A 15088-nucleotide genomic window follows, 5' to 3' on the forward strand; every position below is an offset into this window, starting at 1 on the left:
TTGACGCAGGTTTTGGTGATGGCCTCGACCAACAAATTGGAATTGATGTCGGTGACCGGCGCCGAAGGCGGCTGCATGCCGGTTGACGGCGTTTCCCTGAACGTTGAGCCCGGCGAAACCCTCGCTGTCTTGGGTCCCGAGCGCGCCGGCAAATCGTCGCTTATCCGTTTGATCGCGGGCTTCGGCGACGTCGTCGGCGGTCACATTTCGTTCAACGGCCATAATCTCGCGAAGATCGCGCCGCGCAAGCGGCCGTTCGCCCTGCTCGGTGAGCGCGATGCGTTGTTCCCGCACCTAACCGTGCGCAAGAACATCGCCTATGGCTTGAAGGCCCATCGACTTGATTCCCGCGATATCGAGGAACGCATTGCGGAGAACCTCGCGTTTTTCGAGATCTCGTCGCTCTTGAACGACTATCCCGATGCCTTAAGCCGGTCGGACCGCCATAAGGTTGCCTTGGCCCGCGCACTGGCGACACGGCCGCTGGTCGTGTTGATGGACCAGCCGTTCGACGCGCTCGATCCCATGCTGGCCGGCAGCCTGATGTATACGCTGCGCGACATGCAACGCCGCGCCGGTTTCAGCATGATCATCGCGACACGCGACAGCGATACGGCACTTGCCGTTGCCGACCGCGTCGCCGTCATGAGCGAAGGCCGACTGCTGCAGGTGGGCACGCCCGACGCACTCTTTGACCGCCCGGAACACGCCCTGGTCGCGACACTGACCGGCCCGGTCAACCTGCTTTACGGGACGGCCCATGGCAACGCGATCGAGGTCACCGGATTGGGGACCGTGCCGGCGAATGCGGCCGACCTGCCCACCGGTACGCCGGCGGTCTTGTGCCTGCGTCCCGATCTCTTGGAGCTATCCCTTTATCCGCCCGAAAACACTGAGATCGCCGTTCGCCTGGAGGTGCGCGACGTCACATATGCCGCCGGCGGCCTGCGCGTGCGGTTGGAGAGCGGCGCGCACCGGCTGGCGGCGCGCCTCGACGGCCGGCGCCTGACATCAGACGACTTGCCTTCGGGACGCCAGATATGGTGTACCTGGGACCGCGACGCGGCCCACGTCCTGCGCGCGTGACACAACAATCGATACCTAAAGATCCAGGGGGACTTCATGAGTGACGGCAAGACCATCGTGTTCTTTCCGGAGGCCGCGTTCGGCCCGGCGCTAAACTCCGTCGGCATCGCGCAGGTTTGCCGCGACATGGGGCACAACTGTGTGTTCGTCGCCGATGTCGGCTTCGAAGGCGTGTTCGCCGGCTACGGCTTCGAGGAGCGGCTGATCCATATGTCCGAGCCGATGGATGCCGAGGCCTCGGCGCAGTATTGGGTCGACTTCATCAACGGCCACCTGCCGAACTTCCGCACCCCGCCGATTGATCAGATCTCGACCTATATCAAGGGCTGCTGGGAGGCGATCCTGGAGACGTCCGTGTGGGCGGAAAAGGAACTGCCCCAGACGCTTGCCGACATCAAACCGGACCTGATCTGCGTCGACAACGTCATCCTGTTCCCTGCGACCAAGCAGTACGGCGTGCCCTGGGTTCGCATCATCTCGTGCAGCGAAAACGAGATCGAGGATCCGGATATCCCGCCGCACCTTTCCGGCTGTTTCGCCGACGACAAGGCCTGCTTCACGGCGTTCCGCGAGAAGTTCGATCGCGAGATCAAGCCGATCCACGACAACTTCAACAAGTTCCTGGCGGAATGCGGCGAAGACCCATACCCGCTGGGCCAGTTCTTCGAATCATCGCCCTGGCTCAATCTGCTGCACTATCCCAAACCGCTCGCCTATCAGCGCCGCCATCCCCTGGACCCGGAGAAGTTCCAGTACCTCGAAGGCTGCATCCGCGCCGAAGAGAGCTATGAGGTCCCGACGTTCAAGGAGAACAACGACAAGCCGCTGATCTATGTCAGCTTTGGCAGCCTGGGCTCGTCCGACACCGATCTGATGAAGCGCCTGATCGCGACGCTGGGCAAGCTGCCCTATCGCGTGCTGGTCAATGTCGGCGACTACGGTGACGCCTATGAGTCGGTCCCCGACAATTGCCACGTCGAAAGCTGGTATCCCCAGCCATCGGTTATCGCCCAGGTCGACGCGGTCATTCACCACGGCGGCAACAACAGCTTCAACGAGTGCCTGTTCTTCGGCAAACCGGCGCTGATCATGCCCTATTGCTGGGACGGCCACGACAACGCCTCGCGTATCCAGGAAACCGGCTACGGCCTGAAGCAGGAACGCTATACCTGGTCCGACAGCGATATCGAGAACGCGCTCAACACCATGGTGACCGACGAGGCGATGGCAAACCGCCTGGCCGATCTGTCCAAGCACATGCAGGCCCAGGACGGCCGACGCAAGGGTGCGGAGGCGCTCGATAACCTTCTCAAGGCCACCGCGTCGTGAGCGACACGACAGTTCCCCGGATGCCCGACGTCGCCAACCTGAACGAGAGCGACCTGGCCGACTGGGGTGTCGTGCCCGAGCCGCTCAGCGAGGCCGTATCGCGTACTTCCGGCAAGGTCATCGTGGGTGGCGGCGGGGCCTTTCCAGAGGCCGGCTATTGGCGCTGCACGCCGGGCAGCTGGCGCTGCGAGGTCGAGCGTGACGAATTCTGCCACTTTCTGGAGGGATCGTGCCTCTACACCCACGACAACGGTGAGGAGATCGCGATCAAGGGCGGCGATACCGCCTGGTTCCCGGCGGGCTGGCGCGGACGTTGTGACGTCCACGATACGGTCGCCAAGGTCTATCTGATCCGATAATGGGGCTTGTGGGGGCGGCAGGGTTGCCGGTCCCTGTCGCGCGGCCCAGATCGGTGGAGAGCATCTGCCCTGGGGGGACCCCGACCTTAGCGGCGCGCAACGGGACCGGCTACTTCCCTGAGGAAGCCCGAACACCGAACAGGGCCGGTATCCGGTGGAGCCTCGGCACCGCCGGCCATGAACGGCGATGCCAGAGCTGTGAGGAGTCATATAAATCGGATATCGGCTAGAGTTTGTGACCGGCGTCACTCGTCATGGCTTCGTTCGCCGGATTGGTAGTGGTAATCACTATCTCGCTGGCCTGCGCCGCCTTCCGAGGCGACGCCGGCCGTGATGTCGCAGCATCAAAGCGCCAAGGGATCGCAATGAAACATCTGCTCGCTTCCGTCAGTTTCGCCCTCACCGCCACGGTTTCGCTCGGCGCCTTCGCCGGCATGGATGAGGCCATGAACGCCTATAACTCGGGTCAATTCGAATCGGCCTATGAGGAGTTCGAGATCCTCTACGGTCAGGGAGACCCCGAAGCGGCCTATTACCTGGGCCGCATGCATCATCAGGGCGAAGGCGTTCCGCAGAATTTCTCGCAGGCGCTCAACTGGTACCGCACCGCGGCCGACGGCGGCAGCGCGGAGGCTTTTTTCGCGATGGGCCAGATGTACGAAAAGGGTCAGGGATCGCCGCAGGACTTCACAAGGGCCTTTGAGTCCTACCAGGGTGCGTCCAATCGCGACCATATGACCGCGCGCAAGCGCCTGGCCATGATGCATGCAGAGGGGTTGGGAACGCCGGTCGACTATGGCGAGGCAGCGCGGCTGATGCAGACCGTCGCCGATACCGGCGATCCGGAGGCCGAGCAGTTGCTCGCCTATCTGATGGAGAGCGGCCAGGTGCCCAAGGATGTGGCGTCGGACGCCGACGAACCGGCCGTTGCAGCGGTCCCGGCAGAGCCACTGACACCTGCCGAACAAATGCGCCAACGGTTCGAACGTGCGCTGCTCAGCGTCGACATGGGTGAGCAGCCCGATGCCGAGGCCGATCTGATCTGGGAGCTTGATGTCACCGAGGCCGACGACGGCACCATTACGCTCGATCTGCTTGGCCTGAACATGGTGGGCGAAGACGCCGCCTGGGAGATCGGCGACTCGCGCACCGTCATGACGCCGGTTGGTGACGCCATCTACAACACCACCGTCGAACTGCCTCAGGAGACCGTGTTCCTGGATAACAAGGGTCAATCCGTCGGCGGCACGACACTTGGCAGCCAGAGTTTTAACGGCATCTATCATTTGGATTTCGGGCAGTTCGTCACGCTGGACGCCGCTTACGACGACATCCTTGTCAAAGCGGAGCCGGTCGGCGAGCCGGCGTTTGAGGCCTCGATCGAGCGCGCGGCAGCCGTGATGAACATGGAGGAAACGGCGCCCGGCAAGTGGTCGGGCCCCTACACCGGCGGCTTGGAATCGTTGGCCGTCAGTATCGCGGGCGAAGGCGGCATGACCGCCGATCACATCTGGTTCGATACCGATACCCAAGGCGCCGATCTCGCGTTCTTCTCCACCTTCCAACAGCACGTCGAGCGCCTGCAGTACGAAATGGCGGAAGACCCGGCGGCCATGGATCAGAAGGCGATTGGCCAGATGATGCAGCAGGCCTTCGCGGAGTTCCGGACCCTTATTGCTGAGCATCAGCCGCTGATCCAGAGCATCGACTTCGCGTTTGGCGCCAACGGAACCCGTGTTGTCGATGGCGACGGGGTGCTTCAGTTCGCCGCCGACGAGATGGGTTATGGCGTCGGCCTGACCAACCTTGATCAACCGCTGTCGACCATGTCGATCAACTACGGTCACACCGGCCTTGAAGCCGCCACCGACGAAGAGGTGCCGGACGCCTATCTGCCGACCGAAATGGAGGTCGCTCTAGAGTTCGACCGCCTGCCGCTTGAACAAGCCATGACCATGGTGATGGAGATGATGGAAGGCGCGGCGGCCGATCCGTCGACCTTTGAAGAGCAGATGGAGATGTCGCTGATGTTCCTGGGATTGGGCATGCAGCAGCAGTTCGTCAGCTCCGGCAGCGTCTTCCGCATAAAGGCGTTCAACTACAACAGCGAAGCGCTCGACGCGACCATGGTTGGTGAGGTCGCCGCATCGGCGGAATCGCCCTATGGCGCCGTCGGCGCGATCGATCTGCAGATCGTCGGTTTGGATCAGGCCGTCAAGGACCTATCGGCCGACGCGGGCAAGGATCCCGACGCCCAGGACATGGTGACGACACTGACCATGATGCAGTCCATGGGCGCGCGCACGGAAGTCGACGGCCGTTCGGTCCACGACTACGCCTTCAACTTCACGCCCGAGGGCCAGATCCTGTTGAACGGCAACGATATGGGGCCGATGATCGGCGGCATGATGGGCGAAGAACCTCAGCCCTGATCGCCTGTTGGGGCGGGCTTACGCCGCAACAGTGATTCCCGCCTGAAGACATAGATGCCGGCGCCGGCGACCACGGCGGCGCCGGTCAGCGTCAGCGCGTCCGGGAAGTTGCCGAAGAAGATCAGCCCGAAGATCACCGCGAGCACCATGTGCAGGAAGGTGAAGGGTGCCAGCAGCGACACCGGCGCATAGCGGTAGGCCAGGATCAGGCTGAAGTGGCCGCCGGTGCCGAAGATGCCGGCCAGCGCGAACAGCGCCCAGTCCCATGGCGCGGGCGTTTCCCAGACGAACGGCACCGCGATGCTGAGCGCCGCCGCGCCGACGATGGCGGTATAGAAGAGCGTCGTGTCCGAGCCATCGTGGCGCGCCAGGATGCGGGTCAGGATGGTGAAGAACGCCATGCAGACCGCGGTTCCAATGGGCAGAAAGTAGGCCCAATGGCGGATCTCCAGGCCCGGCCGCATGATGATGATGGCGCCAACCAGTCCAACGACGATCGCCGTCCAGCGGCGCGCGCCAACCTTTTCCCCGAGCAGCGGTATGGCGAGCGCGGTTGTCAGAAGCGGTGCGACAAAACCAATCGCGACCGCATCGGCCAGCGGGATGTACTTGACCGACAGGAAGAAGAGATAGGTCGTGATCGCCAGCAGCAGCGACCTCAAGAGCTGAAGGCCGGGCCGCGTCGTGCGCGCCGCCTGCACCATGCGCCGCGGCGTCAGGATCAAGGGCAGGATCGCCAGGGCGAAGATGTAACGGCCCCAGGCCACTTCGATCGGCGGATAGATCTGCGATAGGTGTTTCGCCACCGTGTCGAGCGACACGAAGAAGATCAGCGACAGCAGAAAGTAGCCGATACCGCGAGGGATGTTATCCACGGATGATCTGCCCGCGCCGGAATGGCGCCGAACTCCTGCATAGAGCAGATCCTGTTTCAATGGAATCGCTTCGCGATGACATCAAATCAGGTGAATTGCTCTACTCACCGATAGAGAGCGGGCGGCGACCGCACGACTCACTTGGCATCCAAGGGACAAACCAAGCTAGAGTGCGCGCGAATTGGGGATAGTGGAGTCCAGACGGTGACAAACGATATCGACGTGCTGGTCGTCGGCGCCGGACCAGTCGGTCTGTTCATGGCTTGCGAACTGGTTCGTCACGGCGCGAAGGTCCGCCTGATCGAGAGCGCCGACGGTCCGACCACGCTCTCCAAGGCGCTCGCCGTTCACGCCCGGACCATGGAGATCTTCCAAGACATCGGCATCGCCGAAAAGGCAATCGCCAACGGCGTCATTCTTCATGGCGCCGGCATATTCTCGAACGGAAAGTGCATCAGCTCGCTGGTCATGGACGAGCTCGATTCACCGTTCCCCTATATCTTGAGCCTGGAGCAGAGCAAGACCGAACAGATCCTGATAGATCATTTGTCGAGCCTGGGCGGCAACGTAGAGCGCGTCACCACGATGACCGGCTTTCATCAGGACGACGCCGGGGTCACCGCGACGATCGAACACGATGGTGTCGAAGAGGCGGTACGCGCGGCCTGCCTGGTCGGATGCGACGGCGCACACAGTACGACGCGCCACGCGCTCAGCCTGGAGTTCCAAGGCGATGCCTTCCCACAGACCTTCATGCTGGCCGATGTGAAACTGGACTGGGACCGGCCAGACGACGAGCTCACCGCGAGTTTGACCGATCACGGACTCCTCTTTGTCGCGCCGCTGGCCGGCGGCCGAGCCCGCATCATTGCCGATGAGGCCGACGAGGACAGCGACGTGACGCTCGACATGGTGCAGACGATCATCGATGAAAGAGCGCCGGTTACCGGCAAGGTGAGCGACCCCGCGTGGATGACGGCGTTCCGCATCAGCGAGCGTCAGGTCGATCACTACCGTGTCGACCACGTGTTCCTCGCCGGTGATGCCGCCCACATTCACAGCCCGGCAGGCGGCCAGGGCATGAACACCGGCATTCAAGATGCTTACAACTTGGCCTGGAAGCTGGGACTCGCCATACGGGGCCGCGCCACCGATGCGCTGATCGAAAGCTACAACGGCGAACGCCATCCGATCGGCGCGGCCGTCCTGCGAAGCACCGGCTTTGCCACGCGCGCGATTACGCTGCGCAATCCTGTGGCTCGCCACCTGCGCGACAAGCTCGCCGGTCTGCTCACAAGCATGGAAGTGGTGCAGGAGCGCATGCGCACCGATGCCTCGCAGCTTGCGGTCGGCTACCGCGACAGCGCGATTGTTAGCGAGCATCGCAGCGGCGGAACGCGCGCCTTCGCTCATGGTCCTCTGCCGGGACAGCGTGCACCCGACGGCGATCTCATGGACCCGCAAGACGGTGCTGCCGTCACCCTGTTCGACCTGTTGCGCGGGCCCACGCATGCCCTGGTGTTCTTCGCCGGTACGACCATGGATGACGGTGATGAAGGCGCGCGCGACGCGGTGTTGTCGGCCCTGCCCGACGACGTGGTTCGCGAGCTCCGCCTGATCTTGATCACGACCGGCGACGAAGCCCTGCCGACGACGTGGGACGGTATCCGGGTTGTCGATACGGAGGCCGCGCTGCACCGTCGCTATGGTGCGGATCGTGCCTGCCTCTATCTGATCCGCCCTGACGGTTACGTCGGCTATCGCGCGCAACCCTTGGACGCCAAGTCGCTGCTCGCCTACTTCAATACGATCATGGTTCAAGCCTGAGCATGCCATCAACCGGCTCGGCGCTTGTCACGCATGATGATCTCGATGTTCGGGTGAAACCCGAGTGGATCGACTTCAACGGCCATATGAACATCGCCTGTTACGTCACGGCATTCGACCTAGCGACCGACAACCTGTTCCTGCTTGTCACGCCGCAGATTTGGCAGGACGGCCATTTCACCGACGGTTTCTTCATCGTCGAGATGCACGTGACCTACGAGCGTGAACTCTTCGAAGGCGATCCCCTGCGCTTCGATAGTCAGATGCTGGGCATCGACGACAAACGCCTTCACTACCTGCACCGCATGTACCATGCGGAAAAAGGTTATCTGGCCGCGACCAACGAGATCATGTTTTTGTCGGTCGACACCGAGACGAGAAAAGTCGCGCCCATGCGCGACGACATTCATAACGCCTTCGCAGCGTTGATGGATCAGCACGCCGAACTACCGCGACCGCCACAAGCCGGCCGGGTCATGTCGGTCAAGGCGCGAAAGCCAGGCCGATGAGCGACGATCGGTTCGACATTCCCATCGAGCGCGAGCCCGACGCACCTCGGCCCATGTCGAAGGGCGAGCGCTACCGCAGTCTGGCGGCGGTCATCGCCAGTGCCTTTGCCGCCTCCCTGACCTTCTCCATTTGCATGCCGCTACTGGCGCTGATCCTGGAACGCCGAGGCACGGATACCGTTTTGATCGGTCTCAACACGGCGTCGGCGTCGCTGGGTCTCTTGATCTTCACACTGGCGGCGCCGGTTATCGTCAACCGCTATGGCACGATGCGAACGCTCTATCTGGGCTTCGTATTGATGATCTTTTCGCTCGCGTTGCTCCCGGTGTTTAACAACGTCTGGGCGTGGTTTCCGCTGCGCTTCATCATGGGCATCGGCATCGCGATTCATTGGGTCGTCAGCGAAACCTGGATCAACACCATTGTCGAAGACCGTATTCGCGGCCGGGTCATGGGGATCTATGTCACCGCTCTTGCCGGCGGCTACTTGGCCGGATTGAGCGTGCTCTACTTTGTGGGCTCTGAAGGCTACCTGCCGTTTTTCATCATCTGCGCCGCCATGGCGCTAGCCGTTTTTCCGCTGGTGTTCGCCCACAACCTGGCGCCGGGTATCAAGGCGACCGAAGGTTTCGGCATCTTTGGCGCGATCCGGCGCGCGCCCGCCACCATGAGCGCGGCACTGACCGACGGTTTCGTCCTTGGCGGCCTGTTCGCATTCTTCGTAATCTATGTGCAGCGCCTGGGTTTCGACGAAAAATCGGCGATCGTCATGCTGATCGTCATGTCGCTCGGCCACGTCACGATGCAGTACCCGATCGGGTTCCTGGTCGATCTCGTCAATCGCCGCCTGCTGCTGATCGTGTTCGCCGTTCTGGTCGCGCTCGGTACCGTCGCGCTGCCCTTCGTCATCGATCACGTGATCTTGCGATGGGTTCTGCTCTTCATTTGGGGCGGCGTCATGGGCGGCATCTACACATGCGGCTTGGCGCTTGTCGGGCAGCGTTTCGCGAAGGATGAACTGGCCGGCGCGAACGCGACATTCATCTTTACTTATGAGCTGGGAACACTCGTGGGTCCGATCGTCGGCGGATTTGCGATGAGTCTCTGGAATCCCAACGGCCTGCTGGCCGTGACGGTCAGTGCGGGCGTCCTGTTTGCGCTGTTTACAACCGCCCGGCATTTGACGGCCAGCGGTAAGGCACTGGAATAGATAGTAAAAATTGGAACCATTCAAAGCCGAGAAAGTGGTGGACCTCGCGTAAAAGGCACGCCTATGCTGACACGAAGCGGCCGGACTAGAAACAAGGGGCCGCACGAATTGGGGTGTAACTGGGGAGACAATGATGACCTCACTGAAAATTCTGGGACTGGCAACCGCGGCTGTTTTGGCGGCAAGCCAGGCGTTTGCCGGCGCGACCGTCGACGAGATCAAGTCACGCGACGTCGTGCGCTGCGGCGTCAGCACCGGTCTTGCCGGTTTTTCGATTGCCGACAGCCAAGGCAACTGGACCGGCCTTGATGCCGATTTCTGCCGCGTCGTGGCGGCCGCCACGCTCGGCGATGCGTCAAAGGTCGAGTTCGTACCGCTGTCCGCGCAGCAGCGTTTCACAGCCCTTCAGTCGGGCGAAGTCGATCTGCTGTCGCGTAACACGACGTGGACCTTGACCCGCGACACCACGCTGGGCCTCGACTTTGTTGGCGTCACCTTCTACGACGGCCAGGGCTTCATGGTGCCCGCCGATCTGGGTGTTTCATCGGCCATGGAATTGGATGGCGCCGCTGTCTGCGTGCAGACCGGCACGACAACCGAGAAGAACCTGACCGACTTCTTCCGCGCGACCGGCATGTCGTTCGAGCCGGTGGTGTTCGAAGGTCTTGAAGAATCCAAGACCGCCTTCTTCGAAGGCCGCTGCGATGCCTATACGACAGACGCGTCGGGCCTGGCGTCGATCCGCGCCACCGATGCGCCGAATCCCGCTGACTATGTCATCCTGCCGGAAATCATCTCCAAGGAGCCCTTGGGCCCGGCCGTGCGTAACGATGACAGCGAATGGTTCGATGTCGTTAGGTGGTCGGTTTTCGCGACCCTGCAGGCCGAAGAGCTGGGTATCAACTCCGGCAACATCGACGACATGATGAACAGCGAAGATCCCAATGTGCAGCGCGTGACCGGCACAGCCGCCGGCATGGGCGAAGCGCTGGGTCTTGACGAAGCCTGGGCCTATAACATCGTTTCCCAGGTCGGCAATTACGGCGAGATCTTTGAAGCCAATGTTGGCGCTGATACGCCGCTTGGCTTCCAGCGCGGTATCAATGCGTTGTGGAAGGATGGCGGCCTCATGTACGCACCGCCGATCCGTTAACCAATAAAGCCAAACCGCCGCCCTGCCGACAAGCAGGGCGGCGGTGACGCTTTAGCGCCATGTCTAGCTATACGGGCGATCCCGGGGACGTCAAACCGTCGCGTCCTGCTTTCTGGAACGACCCCGTCATTCGCGGGATCTTCTGGCAAATCGTCGTGGTCGGCGGCGTCGTGCTGCTCGCCGCGTTCCTCGTCTCCAACACCCTTTCCAATCTTGCGCGACAGAACATCGCCAGCGGCTTCGGCTTCTTCGATGCTGAGTCAGGATTTGCCATCGGCGAAGCGATCGTCCCGTTCGCGCCGACCGACACCTACCTGCGCGCGCTGATTGTCGGCCTGTTGAACACGATAAAGGTCGCCGTTATCGGCGTCTTTTTCGCGACGATCATCGGCACCATCGTCGGTGTCATGCGGCTATCGCATAACTGGCTGATCGCCAAGATCGCCTCGATCTACGTCGAGGTGCTGCGCAACATCCCGCTGCTGCTGCAGCTGTTCTTCTGGTACTCGCTGATCGTCTCGACACTGCCACGGGCGAAGGACGCGCTTGGGCCGTTTCTCGGGTTCCACCTGTCGAATCGCGGGCTGAATGTGCCTGTGCCCGACGACTGGGCCTATCTCGGTCCGCTTGTCGGCATCCTGTTAGCCACCGTGGTGACATGGGTCCTGCTGAAGCGCAGCAAGCGCATTCACGACGCCACCGGCGAGACCAAACCGGTCATGTGGCCGTCGATTGGCATCTTTGTGATGTTCATCTTCCTGGGCTGGGCGGCGACCGGTTTCCCGACCTCGATCGACACGCCGGCACTGCAGGGCTTTTCGTTCCAGGGCGGTGTCGATGTCTCGTCCGAGTTCCTAGCGCTGTGGTTGGGCCTGACCCTCTACACGGCCGCCTTCATCGCCGAGATCGTCAGAAGCGGCATTCTGGCGGTCAACAAGGGACAGTGGGAAGCGGCCGGCGCGCTGGGCCTCAGGCGCGGCCAGATCCTGCGTTTCATCGCCCTGCCCCAGGCCATGCGGGTCATCATTCCGCCGATGACCAGCCAGTATCTCAACCTCACCAAGAACAGCTCTCTGGCGGTCGCCATCGGCTATCCCGACATCGTCTCGGTCGCCGGCACGACAATCAACCAGACCGGCCAGGCGATTGAGGGAATCGCCGTGATCATGGCGGTTTACCTGACCTTGAGCCTGTCCATCTCGCTGTTCATGAACTGGTACAACAAGCGCATTGCGCTGGTGGAGCGCTGACGTGTCAGATTCGGCCATAGAAAGTCCCGAAATGGTACGCCCACCGCGGCAGTCGGTCGGCGCGATCGGTTGGCTTCGGGCACACCTGTTCAGCTCTTGGTTCAACACCATCCTGACCGGCATCGCGGTCTGGATCATCATCGAGACCATCCCCGGCATCATTACCTGGGCCTTCGTCGATTCGGTCTGGGGCGATGCCTCGCCAGACACCTGTAAAGCAGCGGAAGGCGCCTGCTGGGCGTTCATCTACGAAAAGTACCGGTTCATCCTGTTCGGCGTTTACCCCTGGGAGGAGCACGACCGGCCACTGATCGCCATGATCATCTTCCTGGCCCTTGTGCTGACAAGCTGCTTCCGGCGGGCTTGGGGCAGACCGCTGATCGCCGGATGGGTCGTCGGCCTGGCAGCGGTCGCCATCCTCATGTGGGGCGGCATTTTCGGCCTGACCTATGTCGACCAGAGCCAGTGGGGCGGCCTGCCGCTGACCTTGTTCCTGGCCACCTTCGGCATCGCCGGCGCGTTTCCGATCGCGATCCTGCTGGCGCTGGGGCGGCGTTCGGAAATGCCCGCCATCAAGGCTCTATGTATCGGATATATTGAGCTTATTCGCGGCGTTCCCTTGATCAGCATCCTGTTCATGGCATCCGTCATGTTCCCGCTGTTCCTGCCCCAGGGCCTGACCATCGACAAATTGCTGCGCGCCCAGGTCGGCATCATCCTGTTTTCCGCGGCCTATCTGGCGGAGGTCATCCGCGGCGGCCTGCAGGCGATCCCCAAGGGCCAGTACGAGGCGGCTGATGCGCTTGGGCTGACCTATTGGCAGTCGATGCGCAAGATCATCCTGCCCCAGGCGCTCAGGATAACCATTCCACCCATGGTCAACACGTTCATCGGCGGCTTCAAGGACACCTCGCTGGTCGTCATCATCGGCCTGTTCGACCTCCTGATGACCACGCGCGTCGCCTTCCAGGACATCGAATGGAGACCGTTCTTCGTTGAGGGTTACGTGTTTTGCGCCCTCATCTACTTCTGTTTCTGTTTCTTCATGTCAAAATACAGCCAGTGGCTGGAGCGCGACTTGACGCGCGGTCATTCGCACTAACGGAGGAGTTGTTATGGCCAGTGCTGAAGAGCGTCCCAATTTGAGCCACGCCGTGGAGTTACGCCACGTCCACAAATGGTATGGCGAGTTTCACGTGCTCAAGGACATCAACCTGGAAGTGCGTCAGGGCGAGCGCGTGGTGATCTGCGGACCCTCCGGTTCGGGCAAGTCGACCATGATCCGCTGCATCAACCGGCTGGAAGAGCATCAGCGCGGCCATATCCTGGTCGAAGGCACCGAATTGACCAACGATTTGAAGAATATCGACACGATTCGGCGCGAAGTCGGCATGGTTTTTCAGCATTTCAACCTGTTTCCGCACCTTACCGTGCTGGAAAACCTGACCTTGGGGCCTACTTGGGTACGCAAGATCGCCAAAAAAGAGGCCGAAGAGACGGCCATGATGTATTTGGAGCGGGTCAAGATCCCCGAACAGGCCAGTAAGTATCCCGGCCAGCTTTCCGGCGGTCAGCAGCAGCGCGTCGCGATCGCACGATCCCTGTGCATGAAGCCCCAGATCATGCTGTTCGACGAGCCGACATCGGCCCTTGATCCTGAAATGATCAAGGAAGTGCTGGATGTCATGGTCGAACTGGCCAACGAAGGCATGACCATGCTGTGCGTGACCCATGAAATGGGTTTTGCCCGTACCGTCGGCGATACCATGGTCTTCATGGATGAGGGCGAAATCGTCGAAATGGCGCCGCCGAGCGAGTTTTTCGCCAATCCGAAGAACGAGCGCACCCGGCTGTTCTTAAGTCAAATCCTGTCTCACTGAGACCGAAAGGGGCCAATCTGGCCCAAATGGCCCGAAACCGGTCGTCCTGACGCTTTGGCGTCCCGGTTTGAATCAGTTTCGGGCCGGATTACGCCTCCAACCCTGGCATAGCTCTTGCATCTTAAGGCCCGGGTTTGGAGTACTAATCATGCTGGTCACGTCGTTGATGCCGCGGGCGCGATATCACCAATGGGCCAATGTTCAGTTGACCGATTTCCTGCTCAAGGCGGAGCAAACGGGAACGTTTGAACGCCACCAGGAAACGCGGTCGAAGGTTCATGATGTCCTGTGTCGGACCATGGCGGTCGATTGCCGATGGCTCGACCGGTTGGAGGGCCGCGAGGTCGACAATTATGTCTCACGGTTCGAAGCCATGGACTTCGCGGTGCTGCTGAAGGCCCGCTCGCTGCTGGACGCCCGCTTGATGGCGGCCGTGAAGCGGATTGGCACGGCCGCCGCCGATGAGACGGTCACCGCGTCGAACGGCATCAAGATCGGCCTGACGGCGGTCGTGCGGTTCATGCTGGCGCGCAACCAACGGCAACGGTCGCATGTCGTCGGAATTCTGTCGGCGCTCGATATGATGCCGCCCTTGATGGGCGAACGCCTGTTCGAAGCCCGCACCCGCAAACGTGGTGGTCAGCCGTCAGAAATTTCAAACAGTATTGATTCGCCCGCCTTGGCCGCTGTGGGATAGTCAAGGCGCAACGCAGCAACAAGAACAAGGGAGCATTCTCTATGCCCTGGGCGCGTACTGGGATCGCTTTAGGCGTTCTGTTTGTTCTGGCCGTGGGGCCGGTCAATGCCAACGAAGCAGAAGTCAGCGGTGAGGAACTGCGGGAACTGCTGACCGGGAACTCGATCGACGGCATGTGGGGCGATACCCACTACATCCAATACTTCTCCGATACCGGCCGAACGCTCTACAAGGCCGACGGCAGTCCCGGCGATTGGGGCACGTGGCGCATCAACGACAGCGGCTACTATTGCTCGACATGGAGAGGCGGTGCTGAGAACTGCTACACCGTCGTCGACATGGACGGGACTTTGTACTGGAAGTCCGAGAACGGCGGCGCGACCCACCCGTTCACCATCATCGAAGGCAACGTGACCGAAGAATAAGCTTCGGACCTCGTCAATCGACGCTTCATCCGTGGACGCGGAGTCCGCCTTACCG

Annotated in this window: 14 protein-coding genes; 13 read left to right on the top strand and 1 reads right to left on the bottom strand. The window is 61.5% G+C overall.

Translation table 11 applies throughout. From position 1 onward, the window contains the following. The first annotated feature begins 18 nt into the window (after nt 1-18). The 4 genes from AAF563_00205 to AAF563_00220 all read left to right on the top strand — a co-directional run bounded on the left by AAF563_00205 (nt 19) and on the right by AAF563_00220 (nt 5206). On the top strand, nt 19-1086 hold the full coding sequence (locus AAF563_00205; protein ID MEM7119661.1) for an ABC transporter ATP-binding protein: 1068 nt from the start codon (nt 19-21) through the stop codon (nt 1084-1086). Nucleotides 1087-1122: 36 nt separating this feature from the next. Continuing rightward, a complete protein-coding gene (locus tag AAF563_00210) occupies nt 1123-2415 on the top strand; it encodes a glycosyltransferase (GenBank protein MEM7119662.1) in 1293 nt (430 codons plus the stop codon). 20 nt (nt 2416-2435) lie between these two features. Next, nucleotides 2436-2774: a cupin domain-containing protein gene (locus AAF563_00215; GenBank protein ID MEM7119663.1), complete on the top strand. Its 339-nt coding sequence runs from the start codon at nt 2436-2438 to the stop codon at nt 2772-2774. Between the two features lie 365 nt (nt 2775-3139). Further along, nucleotides 3140-5206, top strand: a complete 2067-nt coding sequence (locus AAF563_00220) for a tetratricopeptide repeat protein (GenBank protein ID MEM7119664.1) — start codon at nt 3140-3142, stop codon at nt 5204-5206. On the opposite strand, the gene AAF563_00225 is transcribed toward AAF563_00220, so the two are convergent. Beyond that, nucleotides 5197-6081, bottom strand: a complete 885-nt coding sequence (locus tag AAF563_00225) for a DMT family transporter (protein MEM7119665.1) — start codon at nt 6079-6081, stop codon at nt 5197-5199. The two genes, AAF563_00220 and AAF563_00225, sit on opposite strands and share 10 nt — an antisense overlap. 204 nt (nt 6082-6285) lie before the next feature. Between AAF563_00225 and AAF563_00230 the strand changes: the two genes are divergently transcribed. The 9 genes from AAF563_00230 (at nt 6286) to AAF563_00270 (ending at nt 15033) form a co-directional block, all read left to right on the top strand. Next, complete coding sequence (locus tag AAF563_00230; GenBank protein MEM7119666.1) at nt 6286-7908, top strand: FAD-dependent monooxygenase; 1623 nt, start codon at nt 6286-6288, stop codon at nt 7906-7908. Nucleotides 7909-7910: 2 nt separating this feature from the next. Then, nucleotides 7911-8417 carry a thioesterase family protein gene (locus AAF563_00235; protein ID MEM7119667.1) on the top strand — a complete coding sequence of 169 codons (507 nt, stop codon included), beginning with the start codon at nt 7911-7913 and terminating at the stop codon, nt 8415-8417. After that, a complete protein-coding gene (locus tag AAF563_00240; GenBank protein ID MEM7119668.1) occupies nt 8414-9628 on the top strand; it encodes an MFS transporter in 1215 nt (404 codons plus the stop codon). Before AAF563_00235 ends, AAF563_00240 begins: the two co-directional genes overlap by 4 nt. A gap of 133 nt (nt 9629-9761) precedes the next feature. Further along, nucleotides 9762-10781 (top strand): amino acid ABC transporter substrate-binding protein, encoded by a 1020-nt coding sequence (locus AAF563_00245; GenBank protein MEM7119669.1) that lies wholly within the window; start codon nt 9762-9764, stop codon nt 10779-10781. Between the two features lie 59 nt (nt 10782-10840). Continuing rightward, nucleotides 10841-12031: an amino acid ABC transporter permease gene (locus AAF563_00250; GenBank protein MEM7119670.1), complete on the top strand. Its 1191-nt coding sequence runs from the start codon at nt 10841-10843 to the stop codon at nt 12029-12031. Between the two features lie 31 nt (nt 12032-12062). After that, nucleotides 12063-13133, top strand: a complete 1071-nt coding sequence (locus AAF563_00255) for an amino acid ABC transporter permease (protein MEM7119671.1) — start codon at nt 12063-12065, stop codon at nt 13131-13133. A 13-nt stretch (nt 13134-13146) separates the two neighbouring features. Beyond that, a complete protein-coding gene (locus tag AAF563_00260; protein ID MEM7119672.1) occupies nt 13147-13911 on the top strand; it encodes an amino acid ABC transporter ATP-binding protein in 765 nt (254 codons plus the stop codon). A 148-nt stretch (nt 13912-14059) separates the two neighbouring features. Then, the gene (locus AAF563_00265) at nt 14060-14608 is read left to right on the top strand and encodes a hypothetical protein (GenBank protein ID MEM7119673.1); all 549 of its coding nucleotides are present in this window, start codon (nt 14060-14062) and stop codon (nt 14606-14608) included. 41 nt (nt 14609-14649) lie between these two features. Beyond that, complete coding sequence (locus AAF563_00270; protein ID MEM7119674.1) at nt 14650-15033, top strand: hypothetical protein; 384 nt, start codon at nt 14650-14652, stop codon at nt 15031-15033. Nucleotides 15034-15088: the final 55 nt, after the last annotated feature.

The organism is Pseudomonadota bacterium, from assembly GCA_039028155.1.
In the GTDB taxonomy this organism is placed as follows: Bacteria; Pseudomonadota; Alphaproteobacteria; order SP197; family SP197; genus JANQGO01.

What these genes read in the sequence shown, in the direction of transcription:
- AAF563_00205 (MEM7119661.1), top strand. Translation starts at nt 19, where the DNA reads ATGGCCTCGACCAACAAATTGGAATTGATGTCGGTGACCGGCGCCGAA.
- AAF563_00210 (MEM7119662.1), top strand. Translation starts at nt 1,123, where the DNA reads ATGAGTGACGGCAAGACCATCGTGTTCTTTCCGGAGGCCGCGTTCGGC.
- AAF563_00215 (MEM7119663.1), top strand. Translation starts at nt 2,436, where the DNA reads ATGCCCGACGTCGCCAACCTGAACGAGAGCGACCTGGCCGACTGGGGT.
- AAF563_00220 (MEM7119664.1), top strand. Translation starts at nt 3,140, where the DNA reads ATGAAACATCTGCTCGCTTCCGTCAGTTTCGCCCTCACCGCCACGGTT.
- AAF563_00235 (MEM7119667.1), top strand. Translation starts at nt 7,911, where the DNA reads ATGCCATCAACCGGCTCGGCGCTTGTCACGCATGATGATCTCGATGTT.
- AAF563_00240 (MEM7119668.1), top strand. Translation starts at nt 8,414, where the DNA reads ATGAGCGACGATCGGTTCGACATTCCCATCGAGCGCGAGCCCGACGCA.
- AAF563_00245 (MEM7119669.1), top strand. Translation starts at nt 9,762, where the DNA reads ATGACCTCACTGAAAATTCTGGGACTGGCAACCGCGGCTGTTTTGGCG.
- AAF563_00250 (MEM7119670.1), top strand. Translation starts at nt 10,841, where the DNA reads ATGTCTAGCTATACGGGCGATCCCGGGGACGTCAAACCGTCGCGTCCT.
- AAF563_00255 (MEM7119671.1), top strand. Translation starts at nt 12,063, where the DNA reads ATGGTACGCCCACCGCGGCAGTCGGTCGGCGCGATCGGTTGGCTTCGG.
- AAF563_00260 (MEM7119672.1), top strand. Translation starts at nt 13,147, where the DNA reads ATGGCCAGTGCTGAAGAGCGTCCCAATTTGAGCCACGCCGTGGAGTTA.
- AAF563_00265 (MEM7119673.1), top strand. Translation starts at nt 14,060, where the DNA reads ATGCTGGTCACGTCGTTGATGCCGCGGGCGCGATATCACCAATGGGCC.
- AAF563_00270 (MEM7119674.1), top strand. Translation starts at nt 14,650, where the DNA reads ATGCCCTGGGCGCGTACTGGGATCGCTTTAGGCGTTCTGTTTGTTCTG.